The following is a 24,811-nucleotide window of genomic DNA, read 5'->3' on the forward strand; positions in this document are numbered from 1 at the left end:
ACCCCTTGTATGAGGAAATCCTGCTATGGATGAGGAGTTGGCTCTGCAGGGGTGGCCACCCCTGCAGAGCCGGTCGATTGTCGGATCGGAAACCCCTGAGCCGTTGCTGGCTGAGGATGAGCGTGATCGCAGTCGACTTTCTTCATCGGACCCGGATGGTTGCTTGAACACCCTGGTTCGCATTAACGCAAGGTTGGGTCGACGAAGATGAACGATACTAGCATGAAATGCGCCGGTGTGGATGTCTCCAAGGCCAAGCTCGACGTTGCCGTTTTCGACGGGCAGCGTTTTGTGGAGACCAACGACGCCGCCGGCCACCGCCGGCTGGCGGCGCGGCTGACGGCGGCCGGGGTCGAACGGGTCGGCATGGAGGCGAGCGGCAACTACGAAGCCGCCGTCAGAGCGGCGCTCGAAGTGGTGGGCTTCGCGGTCAAGGTCTTCGATCCGCGTCAGGTCCACGGCTATCGCATCTTTCGCGGTCGCCGTGCCAAGAATGATGCGATCGATGCCCATCTGATCCTCGCCGCCACGGCGGCGCTGGGCAGCGGCGGCGCGGCGGCCGATCCGCGGCTGGCGGCCTTTCAGGAGCACATGACGCTGATCGACGCCCTCACCGACGACATTGCCCGGCACGAGACCCGGCGTGACCGCTTCAGCGATCCGGCGCATCGGCGCTACCTCGAGGCCGAGATCCGGCGGTTGAGCAAGCGCAAGTCCAAGGAGCTCGCCAAGCTCATTGCAAAGGTGAAGGCCCATGCCGATCTGGCCAAGCGGTTCGCCCTGCTGCTGAGCATCCCCGGCCTGGGCGAGATCACCGCCCTGGTCTTCGTCGTGCGCATGCCTGAACTCGGCCGCTTGAGCCGAGCCGAGGCGGCGGCGCTCGTCGGCGTGGCCCCCTTCGACCACGACAGTGGAACCCATGCCGGACAGCGCCGCATCGCGGGTGGACGCCGGCGGCTGCGCAAGGCCGTCTACATGGCGGCCTTCTCGGCCGCCAACCACTGGAACCCGATCCTCGTGGCCTTCAGGAAACGCCTGGTCGACGCGGGCAAGACCTACAAACAGGCGATCGTCGCTTGCGCCAGAAAGCTGGTCCACATGGCCAACGCTGTCCTCGCCAGAGGAACGCCGTGGAACCCTCAAAATGCCAGCGCCTGAATCATGGTTGCTCATCCGACCTCGCTTCGCGAGGCCACCTTCTCCCACAAGGGGAGAAGGGACGCAGCTGCAACGCTTCCGCCAATCGCCGACGTTGGTGATTGGCAGTGCTGGCAAAGCCTGGCTCCGGCCTTCTCCCCTTGTGGGAGAAGGTGGCCTCGCCCGAAAGGGCGAGGTCGGATGAGGGGTTGCCCAGCGCCTACGATGCAGGTCAGCCACCCTGCGTCGTCATCTCGTCCAGCACCCGGCGCTGGCGGTGCATTTCGAGGAAGACGCGGTAGTCGCGGTCGAAGCGGATGCGCGCGGTGGGATCGGGCCGGCGTTCGGTTCCGCCTTGGTGCATCGCGGAGCAAGCGGAAGCCAGATCGGGATAGAGGCCGGCGGCACTCGCCGCCAGCATGGCGGTGCCGAGCAACACAGCATCTTGCGCCGACGGCTCGACCACCCTGCATCCGGTGACGTCGGCATAGAGCTCCATCAGCAGCGGGTTCCTCGAATGGCCGCCGCCGACATGCAAAATCTCTGGCGTGTGTCCGTTGTCGCGAAGCGCGTCGAGGATGTGGCGCACGCCGAGCGCGATGGCGACGGCCGTGCGCCAGTAGAGACGGCACAGGCTGTCGAAGGAGGTATCGAGCGTCAGGCCGCTGACCACGCCAAGCGCGCTGGGATCGCCGAAGGGCGAGCGGTTGCCGTGAAAGTCGGGCAGCACATGAAGCCGGCCGGCGAGGTCCAGTCCCTCCCGCGCCCGTAGCGCCATGACCCGCTCCACGATGCGGGCGTGGGCGGCGGCATCGGGTTCGCCGCCACGCCAGCGGATGAGATGGTCGAGCAGCGCGCCTGTCGCCGACTGGCCACCTTCGGTGAGCCAGAAGCCCGGCAGGGCCGCGCCGAAATAGGGACCCCAGCAGCCGGGGAAGCGACGCGGCCCGCGCGACATGGTCATGACGCAACTCGAAGTGCCGGCGATCAGCGCCATATGCCGCTCCATGGCCGCGGCATCGCCGGCAAAACCACCCAGCACGCCGAGCGCGCCGGCATAGGCATCGACGATGCCGGCCGCAACACGGCAGGCCCTGGTTAGGCCGAGCCCCGCCGCTGCTTCCTCGGTCAATGGGCCGAGATCTGCGCCTGCCGGCGTGGCCCGGCGGGGCAGGCCACCGCGTTCGAAAAGATCGGGAATCCCCATCTCCTCGAAGAAGTCCTGTCGCCAGCCGTCCTGCTCATGGGCGAGATAGGTCCATTTGCAGGTGAGCGTGCAGAGCGAACGGGCCTCGGAGCCCGAGGCACGGAGGGTCAGGAAATCGGCAAGATCGAAGAACCGGGCGGCATTCGCCCATGTTCCGGGGAAATGGCGCTTCAGCCACATGAGCTTCGGCGCCTGCATCTCTGGCGACATGACGCCGCCGGAAAAGTCGAGCACATGGTGGCGGCTGGCCGTGCATTCTTCGGCTTCGGCGATCGCGCGATGGTCGAGCCAGGCGATCGTGTCCCAGCGCGCCTCTTCGCTCGTCGAGACCCCGAGTTGCTCGCCTTGTCGCCCCCGCACGACCAGCGAGCAGGTGGCGTCGAACCCGATACCGGCGATGTCGGAGGCTGCCGCATCGGCATCGTCCCGCGCAGCGCGGACCGCGGCGCAGACAGCCGACCAGATGTCCTCGGAATCATGCTCGGCATGGCCCGGCTCGGGCCGGTTCATGGCAATGGGCCGTTCAGCGCGGCCATGCAGCCGCCCGCTCCTGTCGAAGATGCCCGCGCGGGCGCTGCCGGTGCCGACATCGACCGCGCAGAGCAAGGCTTCGCTCAAGACGGCCGCATCCGCCGGCCGGCCAGAATGTCCGGCAAGAGGCTCATGTCGTGGAATACCGCATCGGGCTGGAGCGCGGCGATGGCGGCCCGCAGGCCCGGCGTCGCCGCATGCGACCCGCCCGCGAAGGCAAGCACCTGCATGCCCGCGCGCTTGGCTGCCTCGACGCCGGCCGCACTGTCTTCGATGACAACGCAGCCCGAAGGGGCCACGCCCATCTCCTTCGCGGCATGGAGGAACAGATCCGGCGCCGGCTTGCCCTTCGTCACCATGGTCGAACTGTAGATGTGCGGCTCGAACAATTCCAGCAGTCCCGTGACGCCCAGCGACAGCCGGATGCGTTCCAGCTGGCTCGACGACGCGACGCAGCGCGCGCCGTCCAGCTCCAGAAGCGCATCGCGAATGCCCGGGATCGGCTGCAGCTCGCGCTCGAAGCGGGCATAGACGGCCGCCCGGATCCGGTCGAGATCGGCGTCGGTGATGCCGAGACCGAACTCCGTCCGTAGCAGCCCGGTGATCGTGGCCATGCTCTTGCCGAGGAACTTGTCGTAGGCGGCCTCCTCGCCGATCGCCACGCCCAGGCCAGCGACATATTCGAGGAGAACGCCGATTGAGATGGGTTCGCTGTCGACGAGCACCCCGTCGCAGTCGAAGATGATCAGTTCGGGATCGGACACGGGATAGCGCTCAACTGTTGTGCCGTGCCGCCGGCGGCACCGGAGCGGGGTATCGGAAGCCGTTCACCAAGTCCAGCCTCCGTCCCCTCACCTCACGATGTTCCGGCAAGATAGCCGAACAGGGTCTCGCGGGTTCCCCGCGCCCACAGAGCACGGAGGTGTTTTGCAAAGGCCGAGGCGAAGACCGGCGACTTGCCGACCTCGCCGTAGATGTCGTCCATTGCGAGCCATGCCGCCGGGTCGGCCTTCGCGGCCATCGCCCGATCCTGGAGACGCGTCCAGTTGGGATCGTTGGGGGCGATCTCGGCGCCGCTGTCGGAGGAGCCAAAGCAGTAGCGGCACCAGAGCGCCGACTCCAGCGCCAGTCCCTCGACGCTTTTTCCGGCGCGGAGCCTGTCCGCTATCGTGGGGATGATGAATTTCGGCTGACGGTTGGACCCGTCGAGGCAAAGCCGCCGAACGGTATCGCCGATCTTCGGATTTGCAAAGCGGTGTTCGATGAGCCGGTAGTAGTCGTCCAGCACGACACCGGGAACAGGCGGCACCGTCGGGATGATCTCGTCACGCTCCAGCTTCTCCAGGAAGCCCCTGACCAGCGGCTCCTGCATCGCCTCATGGACGAAGACAATGTCCATCAGGCCGGCCGGATAAGCGATCGTCGCGTGGCCGCCATTGAGGATGCGGATCTTCATCAGTTCGAAAGGCGAGACGTCGTCGACGAACTGCACCCCGACCCTTTCCAGCGCGGGGCGGCCTGTGCCGAACCGATCCTCCAGCACCCATTGCCTGAAGGGCTCGCAAAACACGGGCCAGTTGTCCTCGACGCCGAAGTCGGATGCGAGTTGCGCCCATTCGCGAGCGCTCGTCGCAGGCGTGATGCGATCGACCATCCCGTTCGGGAACGAGACGTGATCGCCGACCCAGCGCGCCAGGACCGGATCGACAAGGGCTGCCAGCCCGCATACCGCATCCGAGGTGACGCGGCCGTTATGGGGAATGTTGTCGCAGGACATCACGGTGAAGGGCGCAACACCTTCGGCGCGCCGGCGTTTCAGCCCGGCAAGGATCAGGCCGAACACCGTCTTCGGCCGGTCGGGATCTCCGGCATCGCGCACGATATCGGGGTGTGACGGGTTGAACCTCCCGGATGCCGGGTCGATGAAGTAACCGCCTTCGGTGATCGTCAGCGAGGCGATACGGATGGCGGGATCGGCCAGCCGCGCGATGATCGTGTCCGTGTCGCCCGGGATCAGATAGTCGACCATCGCCCCGGTGACGCGCGCCTCGACCCGATCGCCGTCCTGCTCGACCACGGTGGTCAGCCAGTCCTGCTCGGCCAGTTTCTCTCGCCCCGGCTTCTCGGCGTCGAACACGCCGGCGCCGACGATCGCCCAGTCATGGTCGATGCCGGCATTGAAGAGGTCGTCGAGATAGACGGCCTGGTGCGAGCGATGGAAATTGCCGACGCCAAAATGCAGGATTCCGGCCGTAAGCCCGGCACGATCGTAGCGCGGGACGGCGACCTTCGGGGACAGCCGGTTCAGGGCTGCGGATGAGAGTTTGATGGCCATCTGGTCACGTCCCTTGTCCTATTGGCCCGGATGCCTTTGGCGGGCGTTGCGGCGAGACGACGGTGGGAGTGGGTTGCGGAGGCGTGCCCCTCATCCGACCTCGCCCTCACGGGCGAGGCCACCTTCTCCCACAAGGGGAGAAGGCAAGACCTTGCAACAACGCCTCGGCCAATCGTCAACCTTTGTGATTGGCAGTGCCGCCGAAGCCAGGCGCCCGCCTTCTCCCCTTGTGGGAGAAGGTGGCCGCGCGAAGCGCGGTCGGATGAGGGGTACGCCTCCGCAATCACCGACCGAGGCGATTGACAGCGCCGCCAAGCCCGGGCTTTCGTCTTCTCCCCGCTTGCGGGGAGAAGCTGGCGGTCCACCCTCCGCAGCTGCTGCGGAGGACGGGCAGCCGGATGAGGGGCATTTCGCGATGGTCGAAAAATCAGGCCTCGATATCACGGCTTCTTCTCCGCCTTGCCACGAAAGTGGCGCTGAAATCCGTTTTGTTTCAGTCAGACAACGGATCCACACTTTCATCCTCTATGACCCGCGCCAAACGGCGCGGCTCATCTGCCTGCCGGCATCTTCCCCGCAAGCGGGGCGAAGACCGATCGTCGCCAATGCCTCAGCTCATCCAGTTGCCGCCGTCGACATTGTAGGTCTGGGCGACGATGTAGTCGGCTTCGGCGCTCGCCAGGAAAATCGCCATGCCGACAAGATCCTGCGCCGTGCCCATCCGCCCGTAGGGGACGGCTGCCCCCACGAGCTTCTTCTTCTCGCCCGGCGCGCGGTTCTCATATCTGGCGAACAGGGAATCGACATGGTCCCAGTGCTCGCCGTCGACGACGCCGGGCGCGATCGCATTGACGTTGATGCCGTGCTTGATGAGGTCGAGCCCCGCCGACTGGGTGAGACTGATGACGGCCGCCTTGGTGGCGCAATAGACCGCGACCAGCGCTTCGCCGCGGCGTCCGGCCTGGCTCGCCATGTTGATGATCCTGCCGCCCTTGCCCCGCGCGATCATGGAGCGGGCCGCGGCCTGCAGCATGAACAGCGTGCCGGCGACATTGACGGCGAACAACCGGTCGTAGCTTTCCCTGGATATCTCGACGATCGGCGCGAGATCGAAGAGCGCGGCATTGTTGACGAGGATGTCGAGCCCGCCTGTCCTTTCCTCCGCGGTCTTCACGGCGCGATCGATCGAGCCGAGATCGGTGACGTCGAGTTGCACGGCGTAGGCGCCCGTACCGATCTCCTTCGCGGTCCTCTCGGCCGCCTCCGGATCGATATCCGATATCGCAACGGTTGCGCCTTCACGCACATAGGCTTGCGCGAAAGCGCGACCGATGCCGCGCGCCGCCCCTGATATCAGCGCCGATTTGCCTTCGAGGCGCCTCACATGGCCCTCCCGTCGGCTCCGAAGCGGTGGATCTTCGCCGGATCGGGCGTCAGCCAGACGTCCTGGCCATGCTCGATGCCGATTTCGCCTGGCGCCCTCACATTGAGGGTCCCGAGCCCGTCGGTATGGACATGGACGAAGGTGTCGGCGCCGAGATGCTCGGCCACGCCGACCTTGCCTTTCCACTCGCCGGCGCTGGTGGAGATCGCGAGATGCTCAGGCCGGATGCCGATGGTTTCGGCGCCATGCGATGCCGCAGGCTGCCCTTTGAGGAAATTCATCTTCGGCGAACCGATGAAGCCGGCGACGAAGAGGTTCTTCGGGCTGCGGTAGAGCTCGAGCGGAGAGCCGACCTGCTCGATATTGCCGGCGTTGAGCACCACAATCTTGTCGGCCATGGTCATCGCCTCGACCTGGTCGTGCGTGACATAGATCATGGTCGTCCCGAGTTGCTGGTGCAGCTCGCTGATCTCCAGCCGCATGGTGCCGCGCAGGGCGGCATCGAGGTTCGACAGCGGCTCGTCGAAGAGGAAGGCCTTGGGCTGGCGCACGATGGCGCGGCCGATCGCGACGCGCTGGCGCTGGCCGCCGGATAGCTGGCCGGGCCGGCGGTCGAGATAGTCGGCAAGGTTGAGGACCCGCGCCGCGTCCCTGACCTTCTTGTCGATCGCGGTCTTGTCTTCGCCCGCCATCTTCAGGGGGAATGCGATGTTGTTGTAGACGCTCATATGCGGATAGAGCGCGTAGGACTGGAACACCATGGCGAGGCCGCGGCGGGCCGGCGCGGCGTTGGTGACGTCGGCGCCGTCGATGAGGATCCTGCCCTCGGTCGTGTCCTCGAGGCCCGCGATGAGCCGCAGCAGCGTGGACTTGCCGCAGCCCGACGGGCCGACGAAGACCACGAACTCGCCGTCGGCGATGTCGAGATCGATCTTGGGGATGATGATCGTGGCGCCAAAGGCCTTGGACACGCTTTCGAGCTTGATGTTTCCCATGGTTTCCTCCCCGCCGCCTCTACTTGACCGCGCCAAAAGTCAGGCCGCGTACGAGCTGGCGTTGCGAGAACCAGCCCATGATCAGGATCGGTGCGATGGCGAGCGTCGAAGCCGCCGACAGCTTCGCCCAGAACAGGCCCTGCGGGCTGGAGAACGAGGCGATGAATGCCGTCAGCGGCGCGGCGTTCGTCGTCGTGAGGCGAATGGTCCAGAATGCCTCGTTCCAGGCGAGGATGATGTTGAGCAGCATCGTCGAGGCGATGCCCGGCACGGCCATCGGCGTCAGCACATAGACGATCTCGTTCAGGAGCGAGGCGCCGTCCATGCGCGCCGCCTCCAGGATCTCGCCCGGAATCTCGCGGAAATAGGTGTAGAGCATCCACACCACGATCGGCAGATTGATCAGCATCAGCATGACCGTGAGCCCGAACCTTGTGTCGAGCAGCCCCCAGTCGCGGAAGATCAGGTAGATGGGGACAAGCACCGCGACGGCCGGCATCATCTTGGTGGAGAGCATCCACATCAGGATGTCCTTGGTCCTCTTGGTCGGCGAGAAGGCCATGGACCAGGCGGCCGGAATGGCGACCAGCAGGGCCAGCAGCGTCGAACCCACGGCGATGAAGACGGAGTTCATGAAGGGCCGGAAATAGTCGCGCTGCGACTGCACCTCGACGTAATTTTCGAAGGTCCCGGAGGGGAACAGGCTGAAGCCTGCGATCGCCTCCGGTTCCGTCTTGAAGGAGGTCAGGATCGTGTAGAGGATCGGAAAGAAGATGATCAGCGCGATCACCCAGGCGGCCACAGTGAAACCGGCTTTGCTTCTGGTCGAGACACGGCGGGCCATGTTGCCTCTCCTCCTATCGATCGAGGTTTCTGCCGACGGCGCGCATCAGGAAGATGGCGACGATGTTGGCCAGCACCACGGCGATCACGCCGCCCGCCGAGGCCCCACCCACGTCGTAGCCGAGCAGCGCGGTGCGATAGATCAGGAACGGCAGGTTCGTGGTCGCATAGCCCGGCCCGCCATTGGTGGTGACCAGGATCTCGGCATAGACGGCCAGCAGGAAGATGGTCTGGATCAGGATCACCACGGTGATGGCGCGCGCCATATGCGGCAGGGTCAGATACCAGAAACGGCTGACGAAGCCGGCGCCGTCCATCTCGGCCGCCTCCTTCTGCTCGCTGTCGAGCGACTGCAGTGACGTCAGCAGGATGAGTGTCGCGAAGGGCAGCCATTGCCATGCGACGATCATGATGATGGAGAACAGAGGGTACTGCGCGAACCAGTCGACGGGCTGCAGGCCGAGGGACTTGGCGATGTCGGCGAAGACACCGTAGCCCGGATGCATGATCATGTTCTTCCACACCAGGGCCGCCACGGGCGGCATGACGAAGAAGGGCGAGATGACCAGGATGCGCACGATGCCCTGCCCGAGGATCGGCTGGTCGAGCAGCAGCGCGAGCGCGATGCCGCCGATCACCGTGATCAGGAGCACGCCGACGACGATGACCAGCGTGTTCCAGATCGACTGGAAGAAGGCAGGGTCGGTATAGAAGTACTGGTAGTTGAAGAAGCCTGCGAAGCTGACATTGGCGGGATTGAGCAGGTTGTAGTTCAGGAAGGAGAACCACAGCGTCATCGCCAGCGGCACGATCATCCAGATCAGGAGCAGGATGACCGACGGCGCCATCATCAGCCGGGCAAGCGTGCGTGTCTGTCGGGTTGCCATGGAGCGACTCAGCCCTTCGCGTCACGTCCTCGGATCACAGGCCTCGAAGACAGGGCCTTGAAAAGGGGCTGCCCGGACCGGGAGAACCGGGCAGCCAGTTGCCGGGAGGATGGCTATTTGATGTAGCCGGCGCGCGTCATCTCGCGAACGGAAGCCGACTGGGCCTGGGCCAGCGCGTCGTCGACCGTCATCTGACCGGCAAGTGCGGCCGAAAACAGCTGCCCCACCGTTGTGCCGAGCCCTTGGAACTCCGGAATGGCGACGAACTGCACGCCGACATAGGGCACCGGCTTCACGGTCGGCTTGGTCGGATCGGCGGAGTTGATGGAATCCAGCGTCATCTTCGCGAATGGCGCTGCCTTCTGATATTCCGGGTTCTCGTAGAGCGACACGCGGGTTCCAGGCGGAACATTGGCCCAGCCTTCCTTGGAGGCGACCAGTGCCAGATAGTCCTTGCTGGTCGCCCAGGCGACGAACTTCTCGGCCGCCGCGGCCTTCTGCGTTCCCGCGGGAATGGCGAGCGACCAGGCCCAGAGCCAGTTGCCGCGCTTGCCGAGCCCGTTGTCGGGCGCCAGCGCGTAACCGACCTTGTCAGCGACCGTCGAATCCTTCGGATTGGACACGAAGGATGCCGCCACGGTGGCGTCGATCCACATGCCGCATTTGCCCTGCTGGAACAGCGCCAGATTTTCGTTGAAACCGTTGGAGGATGCCCCTTGCGGGCCGGCGTCGTTCATCAGCTTCACATAGAAATCGAGCGTGTTCTTCCATTCCGGCTGGTCGAACTGCGGCTGCCAGGTCTCGTCGAACCAGCGGGCGCCGAAGGAATTCGACATGGCGGTGAGGAAGGCCATGTTCTCGCCCCAGCCCGCCTTGCCGCGCAGGCAGATGCCGTTGATATCAGCCGAGCGGTCGGTGATCTTGCGGGCGGCTTCCCCGATGAACTCCCAGGTCGGCGCCTCGGGCATCTCCAGCCCGGCCTTCTCGAACAGGTCGGTGCGGTACATGATGAAGGAGCTCTCGCCGTAGAAGGGCGCGGCATAGAGCTTCCCGTCGGCCGACAAGCCGCCGGCGATCGCGGGAATGATGTCCTTGACGTCGTAGTCGGCGCCGAGATTTTCGAGCGGCAGCAGCCATTGCTGCTTGGCCCAGATCGGAACCTCGTAGGTGCCGATGGTCATCACGTCGTACTGGCCGCCCTTGGTCGCGATGTCGGTGGTGACGCGCTCGCGCAGCACGTTCTCCTCCAGCGTTACCCACTGCAGCTCGATATCCGGGTTCTTGGAAGCGAAATCGTCCGTCAGCTTCTGCATCCGGATCATGTCGCCATTGTTGACCGTTGCGATGGTCAAGGTTTCCGCATGCGCGGCGAAGGCGAGTGCGCTGGCGGAGCACAGGCCGAGAATGAGGGAACAGAGTTTCATGCGACGTCCTCCCTGACTGAGCAATTGCTTTGTTCATGGGCAATTACTCATTCCTGATGATTTAAGTCAAGGCGGATTCGTTGCTGCAGCGCAGCACCACGCGACCGCGACGGTGCATTGCGGACAGGCATGGAGACGATCAGACGTCGAGCGACGCGGGAACCGCAGCGAGGATCCAGTCGCGGAAGGCGCGGATCTTGGGGGCGTTGCGCCTCGCCTCGGGATAAGCGAGCCAATAGCCATGGCCGTCGTCGCCAACCAGGTCGAAAGGCTGCACGAGCCGGCCGCTCTCGACTTCGGCGCGATAGAAGGCGGGCGTCAGCATGGCGACGCCTCGCCCGGCCATGGCGGCGGCGGCCTCGAAGGCCTGGGCGCCGAGTTGGGTCCGCGGCTTCTGCGAAAGCCAGTCGCTCGGCAAGCCGGCAGCGTCGAGCCATTTCGGCCACCAGGGATCGCCGGGATCGATGATCGGCAGCCGCCTCAGATCGGCAGGCTCCCTGACGCCGCCGATCGTCTCGGCAAGCGCCGGGCTCAACATCGGCGTGAAGACGGCGCGCAGAAGAAGATGCGCCGCGAGGCCCGGCCATTTGCCGCCGCCGGCGCGGATGACGACGTCGACATCGTCCCGGCTGAAGTCGACCATGCCGCTGGAAACCTCGAGGCGCACCGCCAGTGCGGGATGCGCCATCTGGAAAGCCCCGATATGCTGGGCCAGCCACTGCGCCGCGAAGGTCTGCACGGCATTGATGACGAGGGTGCCCTGTGCGCCGTGCCTGGCCGCCTGGTAGGCGGCGCTCAAGAGCTCGAAGGCCTCGCTCACGGCAGGCGCGAGCCGCCGCCCCGTCTCCGTCAGCATCACCTGTCGCGGCCGGCGCAGGAACAGCGGCGCGCCGACGCGATCCTCCAGGAGCTTGATCTGATAGCTGATCGCCGCCTGGGTCATGCCGAGCTCATCGGCGGCCTTGGTGAAGCTGCCGTGCCGAGCGGCGGCCTCAAAGGCGCGAATCGCGGCGAGGGGCGGCAACGGAAGAGCCATGCATAAAATCTCCTTATGCACTGGGTCATAGATTCGATTGGAAAACAAGGGTTTTTCGACCCAGATTCCGCCCATCGCAACAATCGAATGACAGACGGAGAACCCGTCATGCCGACCAGGATCAGCAGGGCAAGAGCTTGCGCGCATCATGAAACAGGCTGGCTCGGGCGGCTCGCCGCGAGATTCCTCCGCCCCCGCCGCGCGCTGCTCGATCCGCGCTCGCTGCCGGATCACCTCAAGCGCGACATGGGCTTTCTCGACGGCAACGGCCCGAATGTGAAAGGGCAATGATGTCTTTAACCCGCCGCGAGCAGCGCCGTCGCGGTGCGTTCGTCGGTGATCAGCCCGTTGACGAGGCGGCGGGTCAGCGCCGCCAGAATGCCCGGAAGCTTGCGCTCGCCCATCGCTGCGGCGATGACCAGCGAGCGCTCGCGCGAGGGGAGCGGCGCGGACGCCACGCGATCGTTGGTGAGGCCGTCGATCAGCCGGCCCTCGCGGTCGAAAGCCCAGCCGACGATTTCGCCGACCGCGCCGGCCTTCTGCAGCGCCTTCAACTCGGCTTCGGATATGAATCCGTCCTCATAGAGGGGCGCGCGCGGGCCGAGATCGCCTATGCCCACGAAAGTGATATCAGCCCGCGCTGCAAGTTCCATCGTCGGCCGGATCATCGCCTGGGCGTGCAGCATTTCCCGCTCGGCCGCGGAGGTGACGATGACGGGAAGCGGCATCGGGAAGCTGCGCGCCTTGGTCTTGTCCGCCATGGAAAAGATGACGTTGTAATAGGCGGCCGACCCGTCCGGCGAGATATTGCCGGTGAGCGACACCACCTTGTGCTGGGAGCAGTCGATCGGCGAAAGCTGCTCGACCGCCGCTTTCAGCGTGCGCCCGGTGCCTAGCGCCAGAACAAGAGGCTCGGCCGCGCGCAGACGACGCTCGATCTCCGCCGCGGTGGCTTCGGCGATGCCCAGCGTCATCGATTCCGACTCAGGGTCGCTCGGCACCACTTCGGCGAGATCGAGCGCAAAACGCGATGTCAGCCTGGCCGCAAGGTCGAGGCAATTGGCGATCGGGTGGTCGAGGCGAACCTTGACCAGCCCCTCCGATACGGCGAGCGAGACGAGACGCTGCGCGCTCTGGCGCGAGACCCCCAGCTTGGCGGCGATCTGGTCCTGGGTGTTGCCGGCGACATAATAGAGCCAGCCGGCCCGGGCCGCATCGTCGAGCCGCGGCCTGCCCGCCTCCTGCCTGGTGTTCATGCCCGACTGCCTCACCCCAAACGCCTCCGTGTCGTTGTAAAGCACGGTCCGGCAGCACCGCGCAACGACCGCCAGATGCAGCGCCGCGCACGCGAGCCGGTGCCCAATCCCATTCTCGCAAGGTTCTCCGGAAAGAGCAATTGCTTCGTGTGTTGACATTTGCTCATGTCGCGTTTCGATCGAATGCGCCCGTCCGACATCCGGCAGAACGGCCGGGTCGGCATCATCCGGCAGGCCGTGGCAGGAGCACCTTGCCGAGACCGCACGAATGGTTCAGGAAAACACCGGCGGGCTGCCGCAGCCTGAAGGACACGCCACGCTCCGGAGGAGGAAGCACATGAGGACGCGCCGCGTCGGCGATACGGCACTCGAGGTCACCGAGATCGGCTTCGGCGGAACGGCGATCGGCGGCCTCTACCGCGCCTGCCCGCGCGAGGCGGCGATGGAAACGCTGGAGCGCGCATGGGATGCCGGGCTGCGCTATTTCGACACCGCGCCCTTCTACGGCTTCGGCCTGTCGGAGCGCCGGACGGGCGACTTCCTGCGCGACAAGCCGCACGGCTCCTATGTGCTCTCGACCAAGGTCGGCCGGCTGCTGCGGCCGGTGCCCGACGGCCAGGTGCCGGACCATGGCTATGTCGACCCCCTGCCCTTCGCCGTCGACTATGATTATTCCTATGACGGCATCATGCGGTCGTTCGAGTTCAGTCATGCCCGGCTCGGGCTGAACCATATCGACATACTCTATGTCCACGACATCGGTACCTACACCCACGGCGCCGAGGCCGCACGCGTGCATCTGCGGCACTTCATGGACACCGGGCTCAGGGCGTTGGAGGAACTCAAATCGTCCGGCGCCATCTTGGCCTACGGGCTCGGCGTCAACGAGGTGCGGATCTGCCTGGACGTCCTGTCCCGCGCGCCGCTCGACTGCATCCTGCTTGCCGGCCGCTATTCGTTGCTCGACCGCTCCGCCGAAGCCGAACTGCTGCCGCTGTGCAGAAGCCGCAACACCTCGCTGGTGATCGGCGGCGTGTTCAACTCAGGCATCCTCGCCACGGGCCCGGTGCCCGGCGCGAATTTCGACTATGGACCGGCGTCGGGGGACATCCTGTCGCGCGTGGGCGCGATGGAGGAGATCGCGCGGACAGGCGGCTATCCGCTTGCTGCCGCCGCCCTTCAGTTTCCACTGCATGAGCCGGCCGTCGCCACCGTGCTGATCGGCACGGCAAAGCCGGCGAGCCTTTCGCGCAACATCGACCTCTTTTCCGCGGAAATCCCGGATGGCGAATTCGACAAATATCGAGAACACACGGTCGTGCAGGAACTCTGACGCGACCGAGGGGAGGAAAGACATGCCGACGACACTGATCGATGCGCACCAGCATTACTGGCAGATCGCACGCGGCGACTATGGCTGGATGGGACCGCAGGTCGAGCCGATCCGCCGCGACTATTTTCCCGCCGACATGAAGCCGCACCTCGATGCCGCCGGCGTGACGCGCACCGTCGTCGTGCAGGCGGCTCCGACGGTGGCGGAGACTGAATTCATGCTCGGCCTCGCCGACGAGGACAACACGATCGCCGCGGTGGTCGGCTGGGTCGACCTGCATGCGGCAGACGCGGTCGCCACGCTGGAGCGCCTCGCCCGGCATCCGAAATTCCGCGGCATCAGGCCCATGCTGCAGGATATCGAAGACACGTTCGACATTCTTGCTCCCGCCTGTATCGCCGCGCTGGAGCGGATGCCGGCGCTCGGACTATCCTTCGACGCGCTCCTGCAGCCGCGCCATTTGCCGGTCGCCGCGGCACTCGCCGATCGCCTGCCCGATCTCGCCATCGTCGTCGACCACGGCGCCAAACCCTTCATCGCAGACGGCATCATCGAGCCCTGGGCGAGCGACATTGCCGCGCTCGCCAGACGCCCCAACGTGTCGTGCAAACTCTCCGGTCTGATCACGGAAGCCGGAGCGGAATGGTCGGTAGCGATGCTGAAGCCCTATGCCGACCATCTGGTCAAGGTGTTCGGCGCCGAGCGCCTGATGTTCGGCAGCGACTGGCCGGTGCTCGATCTCACCGCCGGCTATGAAGCGTGGTGGAGCGCAGCGCATGAGCTGACGTCCGGCCTCTCCGAAGCCGGACGCGCCGCCATATTCGGTGGAACGGCGGCCCGCTTCTACCGGATTTGAAATGCGCTCCAGGCCCTGCGAGACGTCCTGAATGTCAACGCCTCCGACGCCGCCGCAGCGGCTCGCCCTCATATCGAGCCAGGCCTTCTCCCTCGCCAATTTCCGGGGGACGCTGATCTCGTCGCTCGTGGCGCGGGGCATCGAGGTCTTCGCGCTCGCGCCGGACTATGACGACACGACCCGCTCGGCGGTCGCTGCGCTCGGCGCGAAGCCGATCGACTATCCTGGCTCACGCACCGGCCTCAATCCCGTGCGCGACCTCCTCGATACCTTGCGCCTCGCGCTGCTGTTGCGCCGGCTGCGTGTCGATGTCTCGCTCGGCTATTTCATCAAGCCCGTGACCTTCGGGACGATCGCCGCCTGGCTCGCCGGTGTGCCTCGGCGCTTCGCCATGATCGAGGGCCTCGGTTATGTCTTCATCGGCGCGGACGAGCAGCAAGGCCTCGCCCGCCGCGCCCTGCGGGGCCTGGTCAAGAGGCTCTATCGGTTCGCGCTCGCCCGCGCCCGCAAGGTCCTTTTCCTCAACGACGACGACATCGCCGAATTCAAGCGCGCCGGCCTGGTGGAAGCGGACAAGGCGGTCAAGCTCGGCGCCATCGGCGTCGATCTCGACCGCTGGCTGCCGGCGCCGCCGGTGCTCGATCCCGTGACTTTCGTCATGACGGCCAGGCTGCTGCGGGAGAAAGGGGTGGTCGAATATGCGGGCGCCGCGCGCATGGTGAAGGCGAGACATCCACGCACGCGTTTCATCCTGCTCGGCGGGCTCGATTCCAACCCCGGCGTCATCCCCCGCGCCGAGGCCGAGGCCTGGGTCCAGCAAGGCATCCTCGAATGGCCTGGCCATGTCCCGGTCGAGCCCTGGCTCGCTCAGGCCAGCGTCTATGTGCTGCCTTCCTATCGTGAAGGCGTGCCCCGCAGCACACAGGAGGCGATGGCGATGGCCAGACCCGTCATCACCACCGACGTGCCCGGCTGCCGCGAGACGGTGCAGGACGGTGAGAACGGCTTCCTCGTTCCCGCACGGGACACCGAGGCGCTGGCGGCAGCCATGCTGCGCTTCGTCGAGAGGCCGGATCTGATCCCTCCCATGGGGCAGGCCAGCCGGCGCATCGCGGAAGCCCGCTTCGATGCGAAACGCGCCGACGCGCTCATCATCGACACCGTTCTGGGCGAGTAGTTGCGGTAGCCTTCGGCGGTCGGTGCCACCCTAGTCCGCCTGTCGCCACGTTGTCGGGTGCGTCCTTCGAGGCTCGCCCGCGAAGGTGGGGCGCCGACAATCCAGCCTTCTGCGGGCTCACGCCTCAGGATGAGGACCGGTGGCGCCGAGGCCAGGCGAAGATACCGGCACCCACGGCACTTATCCTGAAGTGCGAGCCTGCAAGCGGTCGCCGTGAAAAGTGCGTCCTTCGAGGCTCGCCCGCGAAGGTGGGGCGCCGACAATCCAGCCTTCTGCGGGCTCACGCCTCAGGACGAGGACCGGTGGCGCCGAGGCCGGGCGGTCGAGAAGTACCGAACCTCCGCGAAGATACCGGCACCCACGGCCCTTATCCTGACGTACAAGCCCGCAAGCGGTTGCCGTGAAAAGTGCGTCCTTCGAGGCTCGCCCGCGAAGGTGGGGCGCCGACAATCCAGCCTTCTGCGGGCTCACGCCTCAGGATGAGGACCGGTGGCGCCGAGGCCGGGCGGTCGAGAAGTACCGAACCTCCGCGAAGATACCGGCACCCACGGCCCTTATCCTGAGGTGCGAGCCCGCAGGGCGTCGCCGTAGAAAGTGCGTCCCTGGCGAGGGCGAGCCTCGAAGGACGCACTGGAGAAGGTGCCGATATCAAGATGATAGTGCGGCGCGACGGTCAAGAGTGAGGTTCTATACCACTCCAAGTGCGCAATGCCTGCTCTATCCGGTTCGTCTCCTGCACACTCCCAGGCAGGCCTATGCGCAATTCATGAGGGCGTTCGGCGAAGTTGCGGATGAGAATCCCGTGCCTGCCGAAAAGATCGAAGATCTCTGCAGCAGCCGTCGTGCGCAGGAAACGGAAGAGGCTCGTACCGCCCGAGACCGGCAGGCCATGACGTGCCAAGACGCCGTCCAGCGCGGTCGCCTCGCGTTCAAGACGCGCGCGCATGTCGTTCTGCCAGTCCGTATCGGCCAGTGCGGCGATCCCGTATTCGAGCGCCGGGCCGGCCACTGCCCAGGGCCCCAGTGCTGCTGCGAGCTGCCGGGCCACGGCTTCGGCGGCGACGGCGAAGCCGAGCCGCAGCCCCGCCAGTCCGAAAAACTTGCCGAAGGAACGCAGCACGACGGGACCGCCCTGCTCGACATCGCCGGCCACGCTTTCCGCAGTCGGCCCGACATCCATGAAGGCCTCGTCGACCACCAGCAGTCCGCCTTTGCGTCGCATCGCCTCGGCAAGCGCCAGCAGGCGGGCGCGATCGACGACGCGTCCGTCGGGATTGTTTGGGTTGACCAGGACGGCGAGGTCGGCTTCGAAGAGATCGTCGAAATCCGTCACTTCGCTCACATCATGGCCGGCGAGTGCTGCAGCCCGGCAATGCTCGGCGTAGGTGGGCGACAGGACGCGCGCGCGGCCGGCCGGAACCAGCGCGGCCACGCGGGGCAGCAGTATCTGGGTCCCCGGAGCGGGGACGACGTTCGCGCCCGCCGGCACACCGTAGGCCCGCGCCGCGACCGCCGCGAGTTCCGCAGCACGTGATGCCTCTGGAAGCCGCGTGAAGGCGGTGGCGGGCACGTCGAAAAATGGATAGGAGTGCGGGTTGATCCCCGTCGAGAGGTCGATCCAAGGCTCGCGCGCTTGCGGAAACAATGCGCGGGCGCGGACAAGACTTCCGCCGTGATCGACCACCGAAGCGGCAAAGAGTTCCGAACGCGCCATGTCAGTCCTTATCGCATTCCTGTCGCTGATGATCGAGCGCGCCACCGGCTATCCCGACCGTGTGCTCAAGGCGATCGGCCATCCGGTGATGTGGATCGGGAGCCTCATCTCGCTGCTGGACAGGTCGCTCAACCGCGCGGATGACCCGGCTCCGACGCGCCGTGCCGCGGGCGTGGCGGCTCTTGTCGCCATCATCGTCTCGACCGGCGCGGTCGCATGGGTCGTCGAGGCGCTGCTGCTGGCTATGCCGCTCGTCGGCTTGGTGATCGTGGCGCTGCTGGCGAGCAGCCTGATCGCCCAGCGCAGCCTCGGCGAGCATGTGACCGCGGTGGCGCGGGCGCTCGAACTGGAGGGGATCGCCGGCGGACGGCGGGCCGTGGCGCGCATCGTCGGCCGCGACCCCGAACGCCTTGACGAGGCCGGCGTGGCGCGCGCGGCAATCGAGAGCCTGTCCGAGAATTTCTCCGACGGCATCGTCGCTCCGGCCTTCTGGCTGGCCGTCGGCGGTCTGCCGGGTGCCGCCGTCTACAAGGCGGTCAATACGGCGGACAGCATGATCGGCCACCGCTCGCCTCGTCACGACGCCTTCGGCTGGGCCTCGGCGCGCTTCGACGACCTGATCAACCTGCCGGCGTCGCGCCTGTCGGCGCTGCTCATCGTGGCCGCCGCCCGGTTCGTGCCCGGCGCGTCGCCGGAGGCCGCATGGCGCGCCGTCCGCGAGGATGCCGGAAAGCACCGCTCGCCGAATGCCGGCTGGCCGGAGGCGGCGATGGCCGGCGCGCTCGGTCTCGCGCTTGCCGGCCCGCGGCACTATGGCGGCGTGCTGGTCGACGACGCCACCATGGGCGCGGGCGGGCGCTGCGAGGCGACATCGGCTGATATCAGGCGCGCGCTGCAGCTCTACTGGTGGGCGGATGGATTGCTGATCGGGCTGATGGGCGCGGTCGCGGTGATTTGGTACACAGTGGCGTAGGCGGGTCGCAGCGTCCGAAGTACCCCTTGTATGAGGAAATCCTGCTATGGATGAGGAGTTGGCTCTGCAGGGGTGGCCACCCCTGCAGAGCCGGTCGATTGTCGGATCGGAAACCCCTGAGCCGTTGCTGGCTGAGGATGAGCGTGATCGCAGTCGACTTTCTTCATCGGACCCGGATGGTTGCTTGAACACCCTGGTTCGCATTAACGCAAGGTTGGGTCGACGAAGATGAACGATACTAGCATGAAATGCGCCGGTGTGGATGTCTCCAAGGCCAAGCTCGACGTTGCCGTTTTCGACGGGCAGCGTTTTGTGGAGACCAACGACGCCGCCGGCCACCGCCGGCTGGCGGCGCGGCTGACGGCGGCCGGGGTCGAACGGGTCGGCATGGAGGCGAGCGGCAACTACGAAGCCGCCGTCAGAGCGGCGCTCGAAGTGGTGGGCTTCGCGGTCAAGGTCTTCGATCCGCGTCAGGTCCACGGCTATCGCATCTTTCGCGGTCGCCGTGCCAAGAATGATGCGATCGATGCCCATCTGATCCTCGCCGCCACGGCGGCGCTGGGCAGCGGCGGCGCGGCGGCCGATCCGCGGCTGGCGGCCTTTCAGGAGCACATGACGCTGATCGACGCCCTCACCGACGACATTGCCCGGCACGAGACCCGGCGTGACCGCTTCAGCGATCCGGCGCATCGGCGCTACCTCGAGGCCGAGATCCGGCGGTTGAGCAAGCGCAAGTCCAAGGAGCTCGCCAAGCTCATTGCAAAGGTGAAGGCCCATGCCGATCTGGCCAAGCGGTTCGCCCTGCTGCTGAGCATCCCCGGCCTGGGCGAGATCACCGCCCTGGTCTTCGTCGTGCGCATGCCTGAACTCGGCCGCTTGAGCCGAGCCGAGGCGGCGGCGCTCGTCGGCGTGGCCCCCTTCGACCACGACAGTGGAACCCATGCCGGACAGCGCCGCATCGCGGGTGGACGCCGGCGGCTGCGCAAGGCCGTCTACATGGCGGCCTTCTCGGCCGCCAACCACTGGAACCCGATCCTCGTGGCCTTCAGGAAACGCCTGGTCGACGCGGGCAAGACCTACAAACAGGCGATCGTCGCTTGCGCCAGAAAGCTGGTCCACATGGCCAACGCTGTCCTCGCCAGAGGAACGCCGTGGAACCCTCAAAATGCCAGCGCCTGAATCATGGTTGCTCATCCGACCTCGCTTCGCGAGGCCACCTTCTCCCACAAGGGGAGAAGGGAACGCGCTGCTGCCGCGCTTCCGCCAGTCGTCGATGTCGGCGATTTGCTGAGCCGACCAAGCCAGGCTCCGGCCTTCTCCCCCTGTGGGAGAAGGTGGCCGCGCGGAGCGCGGTCGGATGAGGGGTACTTCCGTAGCGTGCGCATATCCTAGCCCTTGAGGCGGGAGATGGCCGGCAGGCCAGAGGGGGCATTCGGCGAAGGAAACATGCCGATGGTCGCGGACTCTCCCGCTTCAGAACTCGATACCCTGCTGGGCCTTCACTCCGGCAGCGAAATGGTGCTTCACTTGGCCCATCTCCGTGACGAGGTCGGCGGCTTCGACCAGTTCCGGCTTGGCGTTCCTGCCGGTGACGATGACATGGAGGCCCTCCCGCCTCCCTTTGAGCGCCGCGACAACCGCCGCGAGGTCCAGATAGTCGTAGCGAAGCGCGATGTTCAACTCGTCGAGGATCACCAGGCTGATCGAGGGATCGGCGATGAGCTCAAGCGCCTTCTGCCAGGCGCGCTCGGCTGCCGCCACGTCGCGCTTCAGGTCCTGCGTCTCCCAGGTGAAACCCTCGCCCATCGTGTACCAGACGACGCGGTCGCCGAAAGCGGCGAAGGCGTCCTTCTCGCCCGTATGCCAGGCACCCTTGACGAACTGGACCACGCCGACGCGGCGGCCATAGCCCAGCATGCGCAGGGCCAGGCCGAAGGCGGCGGTCGACTTGCCCTTGCCCGGACCGGTATTGACGATCAGCAGCCCCTTCTCGATCGTCTTGCCGGCGACCTCGGCATCCTGGACAGCCTTGCGCTTGACCATTTTCGCGCGATGGCGCTCTGCGCTCTTCTCGTCGATCGTCTTCATCTCATTTCACCCGCATGGGCAGGCCGGCCACCATGAACAACACGCTGTCGGCCCCCGATGCGACCATCTGGTTGAGCCGGCCCTGGGCATCCCGGAACCGGCGGCCGAGCGGATTGTCCGGGACGATCCCGAGCCCGACCTCGTTCGACACGGCGAACCAGGGACCACGCGGCGCGGAGAGCATGTCGGCGAGCCTGCGGGATTCGGCGTCAACATCGTGGCCGGCCAGCAGATGATTGCTCAGCCACAAGGTCAGGCAGTCGATCAGCACCGGCCGTCCGTCGGGCACCGCCGCGATGGCGCCGACCAGATCGAGCGGCGCGTCGACCGTCGACCAGCGATCATCGCGTCGTTGCCGGTGGAGCGCGATGCGCTCCACCATCTCGTCGTCGAAAGGCTGGGCGGTTGCGATATAGATCCAGGGCGACGGCAGCGCCGAGAGGAGAGCCTCGGCATGCGTGCTCTTGCCGGAGCGCGCGCCGCCCAGGACAAAGGTCAGGCTGCCGCGCAACTCAGGCAAAGCTGCCGCGCAGCCCGGCCTCGCCGCCCATGAAGCGCGACCGGACCGCGCCCGCCACTGCACCCAGCACCAGCCAGAACAGGAGATTGGTGATGGTGGTCGCCACGACGAATTCGTGGTGCAGGTCGGTCGGAACAGGCGTTTCGTGGCTTGTCGGCTGCGGCGCACCGATGACGTGCGGCGCCACGATCAGGGCGACGCCGACCAGCGCGAGGACCGCAGAGCGCCGGAACGCGATCATGGCCAGCCCGGCTGCCGTCGCGGCGACCGTTCCGATCCACCAGACCTGACGATCGAACAGGTCGGCGGCCGGCATGGCGGGCAACTCCGGAGGCAGCCCGAGACCTGGCGCGAGCGTGAAGACGGCAAAGCCGGCGAAGCCCCAGATGAGCCCCTGGCGCCAACCCGCGATACCGCCGGCGAGTTCGGAAGCCGCCAAAAGGATCAGAGCGAAGCCGATGCCGCTCACGACGTTGGCGACGGTGGTATAGGCAAAGCGCTCGAAGCCGTCGGCCGGCGCCCAGGCGTCCTCGCCATGTTCATGCACATGCGGGGCGGCCTCAGCCGGCGCCTGGGCGGCCGCGCCGGCATCGGCCGGAGCCGCCGCGCCATGATCATGCGCGGGCTCGGCATTCTCGAAAGTCTCCGCCTTCAGGATCAGCGGCACGGTGGCGTAGGCCTGCAACGCCGCGAGCACGACGCCCGCAACGAGCCCGGCCAACGCCGCGATGAACACGACGTTGCGCAAAACGGTCATGACGGGACGCCTTTAGTGGCAGGGAAACGCCATCGAATGGCGATAGTCGTGCGCGGCATTGTGGACGGCCTCCATGGGAGAAAAGCCGAGAAAGCCGATGACGAAGATGCCAAGAAGGCCGGCCAGCGCCAGCTGCATGAGGCGCGACTGCGTGGAAGCGGAGGCGCCAAGTGTCGTGGAAGCCGTGTTCATTCCAAAATCCTTTCGCCCTCCACCCGAGGGCATCGAACCAAATGCGCGTCGCCGGCAGGTCTCCTGGCTTGCGGCTCTGCGCTCCGGTCCGCCTTCCCGGGACGAATCCCAGTGGCATCGGGCAAGAGCTTGCCGCATACAGTTGCGGGGGCAGCCGCGGCCTTGGAAAAATTCCGTACCGCATTCCCTCTTGTTCCCTTGCGGGAACCGTCGACACTGGACTCATAACCCAAAACGGAGGCCCGGCAAACCTTATTTCCGACGCGTTGACAGCCGGATGCGACGCAGCCTAAATGCGCTCGACGGTCTCCTCTGAGCAATGAGAGGAGCTAAGAGGGAATGCGGCGACGGGCCGTTGGTCCGGAATCCGCAGCTGTCCCCGCAACTGTGAGCGGCGAGCTCCTTGCCCGATGCCACTGGGGCGCGACCCCGGGAAGGCGGAACGGAGCGCCGAGCCGCGAGCCAGGAGACCTGCCGTCAAGGATCAATCCTGCAAGCCTGGCGGGTGTCCCGGGCAAGGAGCACGGTTTGGAATTCGACGAAGCGATTGCCGCCGGTGATCCGTGCGTCGAGGCATCGGCCTCGGCGGCGCCTCAGGACATCGTCACCATCATCGTCTGCAGTTCGTGCCGCGACGCGACCGGTACCGACGCGCGACCCCGGCCGGGCGAGGTGCTCGCAAGTGCGACGCGAGCGCAGAACTCCGCTTCCGACGTCCGTGTCGAAGAGGTCGAGTGCCTCGGCAACTGCAAGCGGCGGCTGAGCGCCGCCCTGACCAAGCCGGGCGCCTGGAGCTATGTGTTCGGCGACCTGAGGCCGGAGGCGGCCGGCGACCTGGTCGCGGGCGCGCAGCTCTTCCACACCTCCACCGACGGGCTGCTGCCCTGGCGCGGCCGGCCCGATTCCCTCAAGCGCGGGCTCGTCGCCCGTATACCGCCTCTCGCATTGTTCAAGGACAAGACATGACCGCTTCCGCCGATCGGGTCCCCTGCACTGTCGTCACCGGCTTCCTCGGCGCCGGCAAGACGACGCTTATCCGCCATATGCTCGAAAACGCCAACGGCAAGCGGCTCGCCATCATCGTCAACGAATTCGGCGACGTCGGCATCGACGGCGAGATCCTCAAGGGTTGCGGGATCGAGAGCTGCCAGGAGGAGAACGTCGTCGAACTCGCCAATGGCTGCATCTGCTGCACCGTGGCCGACGATTTCGTGCCGGCGCTCGACCAGATCCTCTCGCGCTCGCCGAAGGTCGACCACATCCTCATCGAGACGTCAGGGCTGGCGCTGCCGAAGCCGCTCGTCCAGGCCTTCCAGTGGCCGGCCATCAAGGGGCGCGTGACAGTCGACGGCGTGGTGGCCGTCGTCGACGGGCCGGCGCTCGCGGAAGGCCGCGTGGCCGCCGACATGGATGCGCTGCAAGAGCAGCGGCAGGCCGACAGTACGCTCGACCATGACGATCCCGTCGAAGAGGTGTTCGAGGACCAGGTCGCCTGCGCCGACCTCGTGATCCTGTCGAAGAGCGACCTGCTCGACCGCGACGCCGCCGCGCGCGCCAGCGCCCTGGTCGAAGGGCATCTGTCGCGGGCGGTGAAGATCGTGCCGTCGACGAACGGCAAGGTCGATCCCTCGATCCTGCTTGGCCTCGGCCTCGCGGTGGAGGACGACATCGAGAATCGCAGGACGCATCACGACGACGAACTCGATCACGACCATGACGACTTCGACAGCTTCATCGTCGACCTGCCTGTCATCGCCGACCCGGAAGCACTCGCCAGGCGCGTTACCGCGGTCTCCGAGGCGGAAAACGTGTTGCGAGTGAAGGGTTTCGTCGACGTCGCCGGCAAGCCGATGCGGCTCCTGGTGCAGGCCGTCGGCCCGCGCGTCTCGCATTATTACGACCGCCCCTGGGCGCCGTCCGAGGAACGCCGGAGCCGGCTGGTGGTGATCGGGCTGAAAGGGCTCGACCGCCCGGCGATCGAGGGTATTCTTGCGGGGTGAGGACGAGCTTTTGATGAAACCTCCGCTTCGCGAGCCTCTCTCCCCCCTTGAGGGGGAGATGGCTGCGCAGCAGCCAGAGGGGGTTGTTGCGGCCGTGCGCGACGTCGTGCTTTCACAACAGCAAAGATTGACCTCGCGCGCTGCCGGACTGACCCCACCCGGCCGC

24 protein-coding genes and 2 riboswitches are annotated in these 24,811 nt (G+C 66.2%); of the genes, 9 read left to right on the forward strand and 15 right to left on the reverse strand.

Features of this window, described 5'->3' with window-relative positions:
• Positions 1 to 207 precede the first annotated feature (207 nt).
• The gene (locus JN280_RS36510) at positions 208 to 1,158 is read left to right on the forward strand and encodes an IS110 family transposase (protein ID WP_202304435.1); all 951 of its coding nucleotides are present in this window, start codon (positions 208 to 210) and stop codon (positions 1,156 to 1,158) included.
• Positions 1,159 to 1,369: 211 nt separating this feature from the next.
• On the opposite strand, the gene JN280_RS36515 is transcribed toward JN280_RS36510, so the two are convergent.
• The 9 genes from JN280_RS36515 to JN280_RS36555 all read right to left on the reverse strand — a co-directional run bounded on the left by JN280_RS36515 (position 1,370) and on the right by JN280_RS36555 (position 11,779).
• Positions 1,370 to 2,962: an FGGY-family carbohydrate kinase gene (locus JN280_RS36515; protein WP_202309047.1), complete on the reverse strand. Its 1,593-nt coding sequence runs from the start codon at positions 2,960 to 2,962 to the stop codon at positions 1,370 to 1,372.
• Entirely contained in the window at positions 2,959 to 3,639 is a 681-nt protein-coding gene (locus JN280_RS36520; protein WP_202309048.1) for an HAD family hydrolase, read from the reverse strand. The genes JN280_RS36515 and JN280_RS36520 overlap by 4 nt, the downstream gene beginning before the upstream one ends.
• A 92-nt stretch (positions 3,640 to 3,731) precedes the next feature.
• A complete protein-coding gene (locus JN280_RS36525; RefSeq protein ID WP_202309049.1) occupies positions 3,732 to 5,210 on the reverse strand; it encodes a mannitol dehydrogenase family protein in 1,479 nt (492 codons plus the stop codon).
• 610 nt (positions 5,211 to 5,820) lie between these two features.
• Complete coding sequence (locus JN280_RS36530) at positions 5,821 to 6,594, reverse strand: L-iditol 2-dehydrogenase (protein WP_202309050.1); 774 nt, start codon at positions 6,592 to 6,594, stop codon at positions 5,821 to 5,823.
• A complete protein-coding gene (locus tag JN280_RS36535; RefSeq protein ID WP_202309051.1) occupies positions 6,591 to 7,589 on the reverse strand; it encodes an ABC transporter ATP-binding protein in 999 nt (332 codons plus the stop codon). The genes JN280_RS36530 and JN280_RS36535 overlap by 4 nt, the downstream gene beginning before the upstream one ends.
• 19 nt (positions 7,590 to 7,608) lie before the next feature.
• Positions 7,609 to 8,433, reverse strand: coding sequence for a carbohydrate ABC transporter permease (locus JN280_RS36540; protein ID WP_202309052.1), 825 nt, complete (start codon positions 8,431 to 8,433; stop codon positions 7,609 to 7,611).
• 13 nt (positions 8,434 to 8,446) lie between these two features.
• Positions 8,447 to 9,319, reverse strand: coding sequence for a carbohydrate ABC transporter permease (locus JN280_RS36545; protein ID WP_202309053.1), 873 nt, complete (start codon positions 9,317 to 9,319; stop codon positions 8,447 to 8,449).
• A 113-nt stretch (positions 9,320 to 9,432) separates the two neighbouring features.
• Entirely contained in the window at positions 9,433 to 10,743 is a 1,311-nt protein-coding gene (locus tag JN280_RS36550) for an ABC transporter substrate-binding protein (protein ID WP_202309054.1), read from the reverse strand.
• Positions 10,744 to 10,882: 139 nt separating this feature from the next.
• Complete coding sequence (locus tag JN280_RS36555) at positions 10,883 to 11,779, reverse strand: LysR substrate-binding domain-containing protein (RefSeq protein WP_202309055.1); 897 nt, start codon at positions 11,777 to 11,779, stop codon at positions 10,883 to 10,885.
• 108 nt (positions 11,780 to 11,887) lie between these two features.
• Here JN280_RS36555 and JN280_RS36560 point away from each other — a divergent pair, with 108 nt between their 5' ends.
• A complete protein-coding gene (locus tag JN280_RS36560; RefSeq protein WP_202309056.1) occupies positions 11,888 to 12,070 on the forward strand; it encodes a hypothetical protein in 183 nt (60 codons plus the stop codon).
• Between the two features lie 5 nt (positions 12,071 to 12,075).
• Here JN280_RS36560 and JN280_RS36565 read toward each other — a convergent pair whose 3' ends face one another.
• On the reverse strand, positions 12,076 to 13,035 hold the full coding sequence (locus JN280_RS36565) for a sugar-binding transcriptional regulator (protein WP_202309057.1): 960 nt from the start codon (positions 13,033 to 13,035) through the stop codon (positions 12,076 to 12,078).
• Positions 13,036 to 13,372: 337 nt separating this feature from the next.
• On the opposite strand from JN280_RS36565, the gene JN280_RS36570 reads away from it, so the two are divergent.
• The 3 genes from JN280_RS36570 to JN280_RS36580 are packed head-to-tail and all read left to right on the forward strand — an operon-like array spanning position 13,373 to position 16,401.
• The gene (locus JN280_RS36570) at positions 13,373 to 14,368 is read left to right on the forward strand and encodes an aldo/keto reductase (protein ID WP_202309058.1); all 996 of its coding nucleotides are present in this window, start codon (positions 13,373 to 13,375) and stop codon (positions 14,366 to 14,368) included.
• A 22-nt stretch (positions 14,369 to 14,390) separates the two neighbouring features.
• Positions 14,391 to 15,224 carry an amidohydrolase family protein gene (locus tag JN280_RS36575; protein ID WP_202309059.1) on the forward strand — a complete coding sequence of 278 codons (834 nt, stop codon included), beginning with the start codon at positions 14,391 to 14,393 and terminating at the stop codon, positions 15,222 to 15,224.
• 31 nt (positions 15,225 to 15,255) lie between these two features.
• A complete protein-coding gene (locus JN280_RS36580) occupies positions 15,256 to 16,401 on the forward strand; it encodes a glycosyltransferase family 4 protein (RefSeq protein ID WP_202309060.1) in 1,146 nt (381 codons plus the stop codon).
• A gap of 673 nt (positions 16,402 to 17,074) precedes the next feature.
• On the opposite strand, the gene cobD is transcribed toward JN280_RS36580, so the two are convergent.
• On the reverse strand, positions 17,075 to 18,115 hold the full coding sequence (cobD, locus tag JN280_RS36585) for a threonine-phosphate decarboxylase CobD (RefSeq protein ID WP_202309061.1): 1,041 nt from the start codon (positions 18,113 to 18,115) through the stop codon (positions 17,075 to 17,077).
• Here cobD and cbiB point away from each other — a divergent pair.
• Positions 18,114 to 19,088: an adenosylcobinamide-phosphate synthase CbiB gene (cbiB, locus tag JN280_RS36590; RefSeq protein WP_202309062.1), complete on the forward strand. Its 975-nt coding sequence runs from the start codon at positions 18,114 to 18,116 to the stop codon at positions 19,086 to 19,088. The genes cobD and cbiB overlap by 2 nt on opposite strands.
• Positions 19,089 to 19,316: 228 nt before the next feature.
• Positions 19,317 to 20,267: an IS110 family transposase gene (locus tag JN280_RS36595; RefSeq protein ID WP_202304435.1), complete on the forward strand. Its 951-nt coding sequence runs from the start codon at positions 19,317 to 19,319 to the stop codon at positions 20,265 to 20,267.
• Between the two features lie 294 nt (positions 20,268 to 20,561).
• Here the strand turns inward: JN280_RS36595 and cobO are convergent, their stop codons facing one another.
• From cobO to JN280_RS36615, 4 genes are read right to left on the reverse strand one after another with little or no spacing between them, the layout of a single operon-like run.
• On the reverse strand, positions 20,562 to 21,176 hold the full coding sequence (gene cobO / locus JN280_RS36600; protein WP_202309063.1) for a cob(I)yrinic acid a,c-diamide adenosyltransferase: 615 nt from the start codon (positions 21,174 to 21,176) through the stop codon (positions 20,562 to 20,564).
• 1 nt (position 21,177) lies between these two features.
• Entirely contained in the window at positions 21,178 to 21,696 is a 519-nt protein-coding gene (cobU, locus tag JN280_RS36605; RefSeq protein ID WP_202309064.1) for a bifunctional adenosylcobinamide kinase/adenosylcobinamide-phosphate guanylyltransferase, read from the reverse strand.
• Positions 21,689 to 22,453: a CbtA family protein gene (locus JN280_RS36610; RefSeq protein ID WP_202309065.1), complete on the reverse strand. Its 765-nt coding sequence runs from the start codon at positions 22,451 to 22,453 to the stop codon at positions 21,689 to 21,691. Before JN280_RS36610 ends, cobU begins: the two co-directional genes overlap by 8 nt.
• 12 nt (positions 22,454 to 22,465) lie before the next feature.
• Complete coding sequence (locus JN280_RS36615; protein WP_202309066.1) at positions 22,466 to 22,645, reverse strand: CbtB domain-containing protein; 180 nt, start codon at positions 22,643 to 22,645, stop codon at positions 22,466 to 22,468.
• Positions 22,646 to 22,681: 36 nt separating this feature from the next.
• A riboswitch (cobalamin riboswitch) is annotated at positions 22,682 to 22,872 on the reverse strand.
• 59 nt (positions 22,873 to 22,931) lie between these two features.
• Positions 22,932 to 23,138, forward strand: a riboswitch (cobalamin riboswitch).
• A 53-nt stretch (positions 23,139 to 23,191) separates the two neighbouring features.
• Between JN280_RS36615 and JN280_RS36620 the strand changes: the two genes are divergently transcribed.
• Positions 23,192 to 23,611, forward strand: coding sequence for a DUF1636 family protein (locus tag JN280_RS36620; RefSeq protein ID WP_202315269.1), 420 nt, complete (start codon positions 23,192 to 23,194; stop codon positions 23,609 to 23,611).
• Positions 23,608 to 24,645 carry a cobalamin biosynthesis protein CobW gene (gene cobW / locus JN280_RS36625; RefSeq protein WP_202309067.1) on the forward strand — a complete coding sequence of 346 codons (1,038 nt, stop codon included), beginning with the start codon at positions 23,608 to 23,610 and terminating at the stop codon, positions 24,643 to 24,645. Before JN280_RS36620 ends, cobW begins: the two co-directional genes overlap by 4 nt.
• Positions 24,646 to 24,811: the final 166 nt, after the last annotated feature.

Origin of the sequence: Mesorhizobium sp. L-8-10 (assembly GCF_016756635.1) — a bacterium.
Lineage (GTDB): Bacteria > Pseudomonadota > Alphaproteobacteria > Rhizobiales > Rhizobiaceae.

Coding starts and splice junctions, on each gene's coding strand:
- JN280_RS36510 (WP_202304435.1), top strand. CDS start 208: ATGAACGATACTAGCATGAAATGCGCCGGTGTGGATGTCTCCAAGGCC.
- JN280_RS36525 (WP_202309049.1), bottom strand. CDS start 5,210: ATGGCCATCAAACTCTCATCCGCAGCCCTGAACCGGCTGTCCCCGAAG.
- JN280_RS36535 (WP_202309051.1), bottom strand. CDS start 7,589: ATGGGAAACATCAAGCTCGAAAGCGTGTCCAAGGCCTTTGGCGCCACG.
- JN280_RS36540 (WP_202309052.1), bottom strand. CDS start 8,433: ATGGCCCGCCGTGTCTCGACCAGAAGCAAAGCCGGTTTCACTGTGGCC.
- JN280_RS36545 (WP_202309053.1), bottom strand. CDS start 9,319: ATGGCAACCCGACAGACACGCACGCTTGCCCGGCTGATGATGGCGCCG.
- JN280_RS36550 (WP_202309054.1), bottom strand. CDS start 10,743: ATGAAACTCTGTTCCCTCATTCTCGGCCTGTGCTCCGCCAGCGCACTC.
- JN280_RS36555 (WP_202309055.1), bottom strand. CDS start 11,779: ATGGCTCTTCCGTTGCCGCCCCTCGCCGCGATTCGCGCCTTTGAGGCC.
- JN280_RS36560 (WP_202309056.1), top strand. CDS start 11,888: ATGCCGACCAGGATCAGCAGGGCAAGAGCTTGCGCGCATCATGAAACA.
- JN280_RS36565 (WP_202309057.1), bottom strand. CDS start 13,035: ATGAACACCAGGCAGGAGGCGGGCAGGCCGCGGCTCGACGATGCGGCC.
- JN280_RS36570 (WP_202309058.1), top strand. CDS start 13,373: ATGAGGACGCGCCGCGTCGGCGATACGGCACTCGAGGTCACCGAGATC.
- JN280_RS36575 (WP_202309059.1), top strand. CDS start 14,391: ATGCCGACGACACTGATCGATGCGCACCAGCATTACTGGCAGATCGCA.
- JN280_RS36580 (WP_202309060.1), top strand. CDS start 15,256: ATGTCAACGCCTCCGACGCCGCCGCAGCGGCTCGCCCTCATATCGAGC.
- cbiB (WP_202309062.1), top strand. CDS start 18,114: ATGTCAGTCCTTATCGCATTCCTGTCGCTGATGATCGAGCGCGCCACC.
- cobD (WP_202309061.1), bottom strand. CDS start 18,115: ATGGCGCGTTCGGAACTCTTTGCCGCTTCGGTGGTCGATCACGGCGGA.
- JN280_RS36595 (WP_202304435.1), top strand. CDS start 19,317: ATGAACGATACTAGCATGAAATGCGCCGGTGTGGATGTCTCCAAGGCC.
- cobO (WP_202309063.1), bottom strand. CDS start 21,176: ATGAAGACGATCGACGAGAAGAGCGCAGAGCGCCATCGCGCGAAAATG.
- JN280_RS36610 (WP_202309065.1), bottom strand. CDS start 22,453: ATGACCGTTTTGCGCAACGTCGTGTTCATCGCGGCGTTGGCCGGGCTC.
- JN280_RS36615 (WP_202309066.1), bottom strand. CDS start 22,645: ATGAACACGGCTTCCACGACACTTGGCGCCTCCGCTTCCACGCAGTCG.
- cobW (WP_202309067.1), top strand. CDS start 23,608: ATGACCGCTTCCGCCGATCGGGTCCCCTGCACTGTCGTCACCGGCTTC.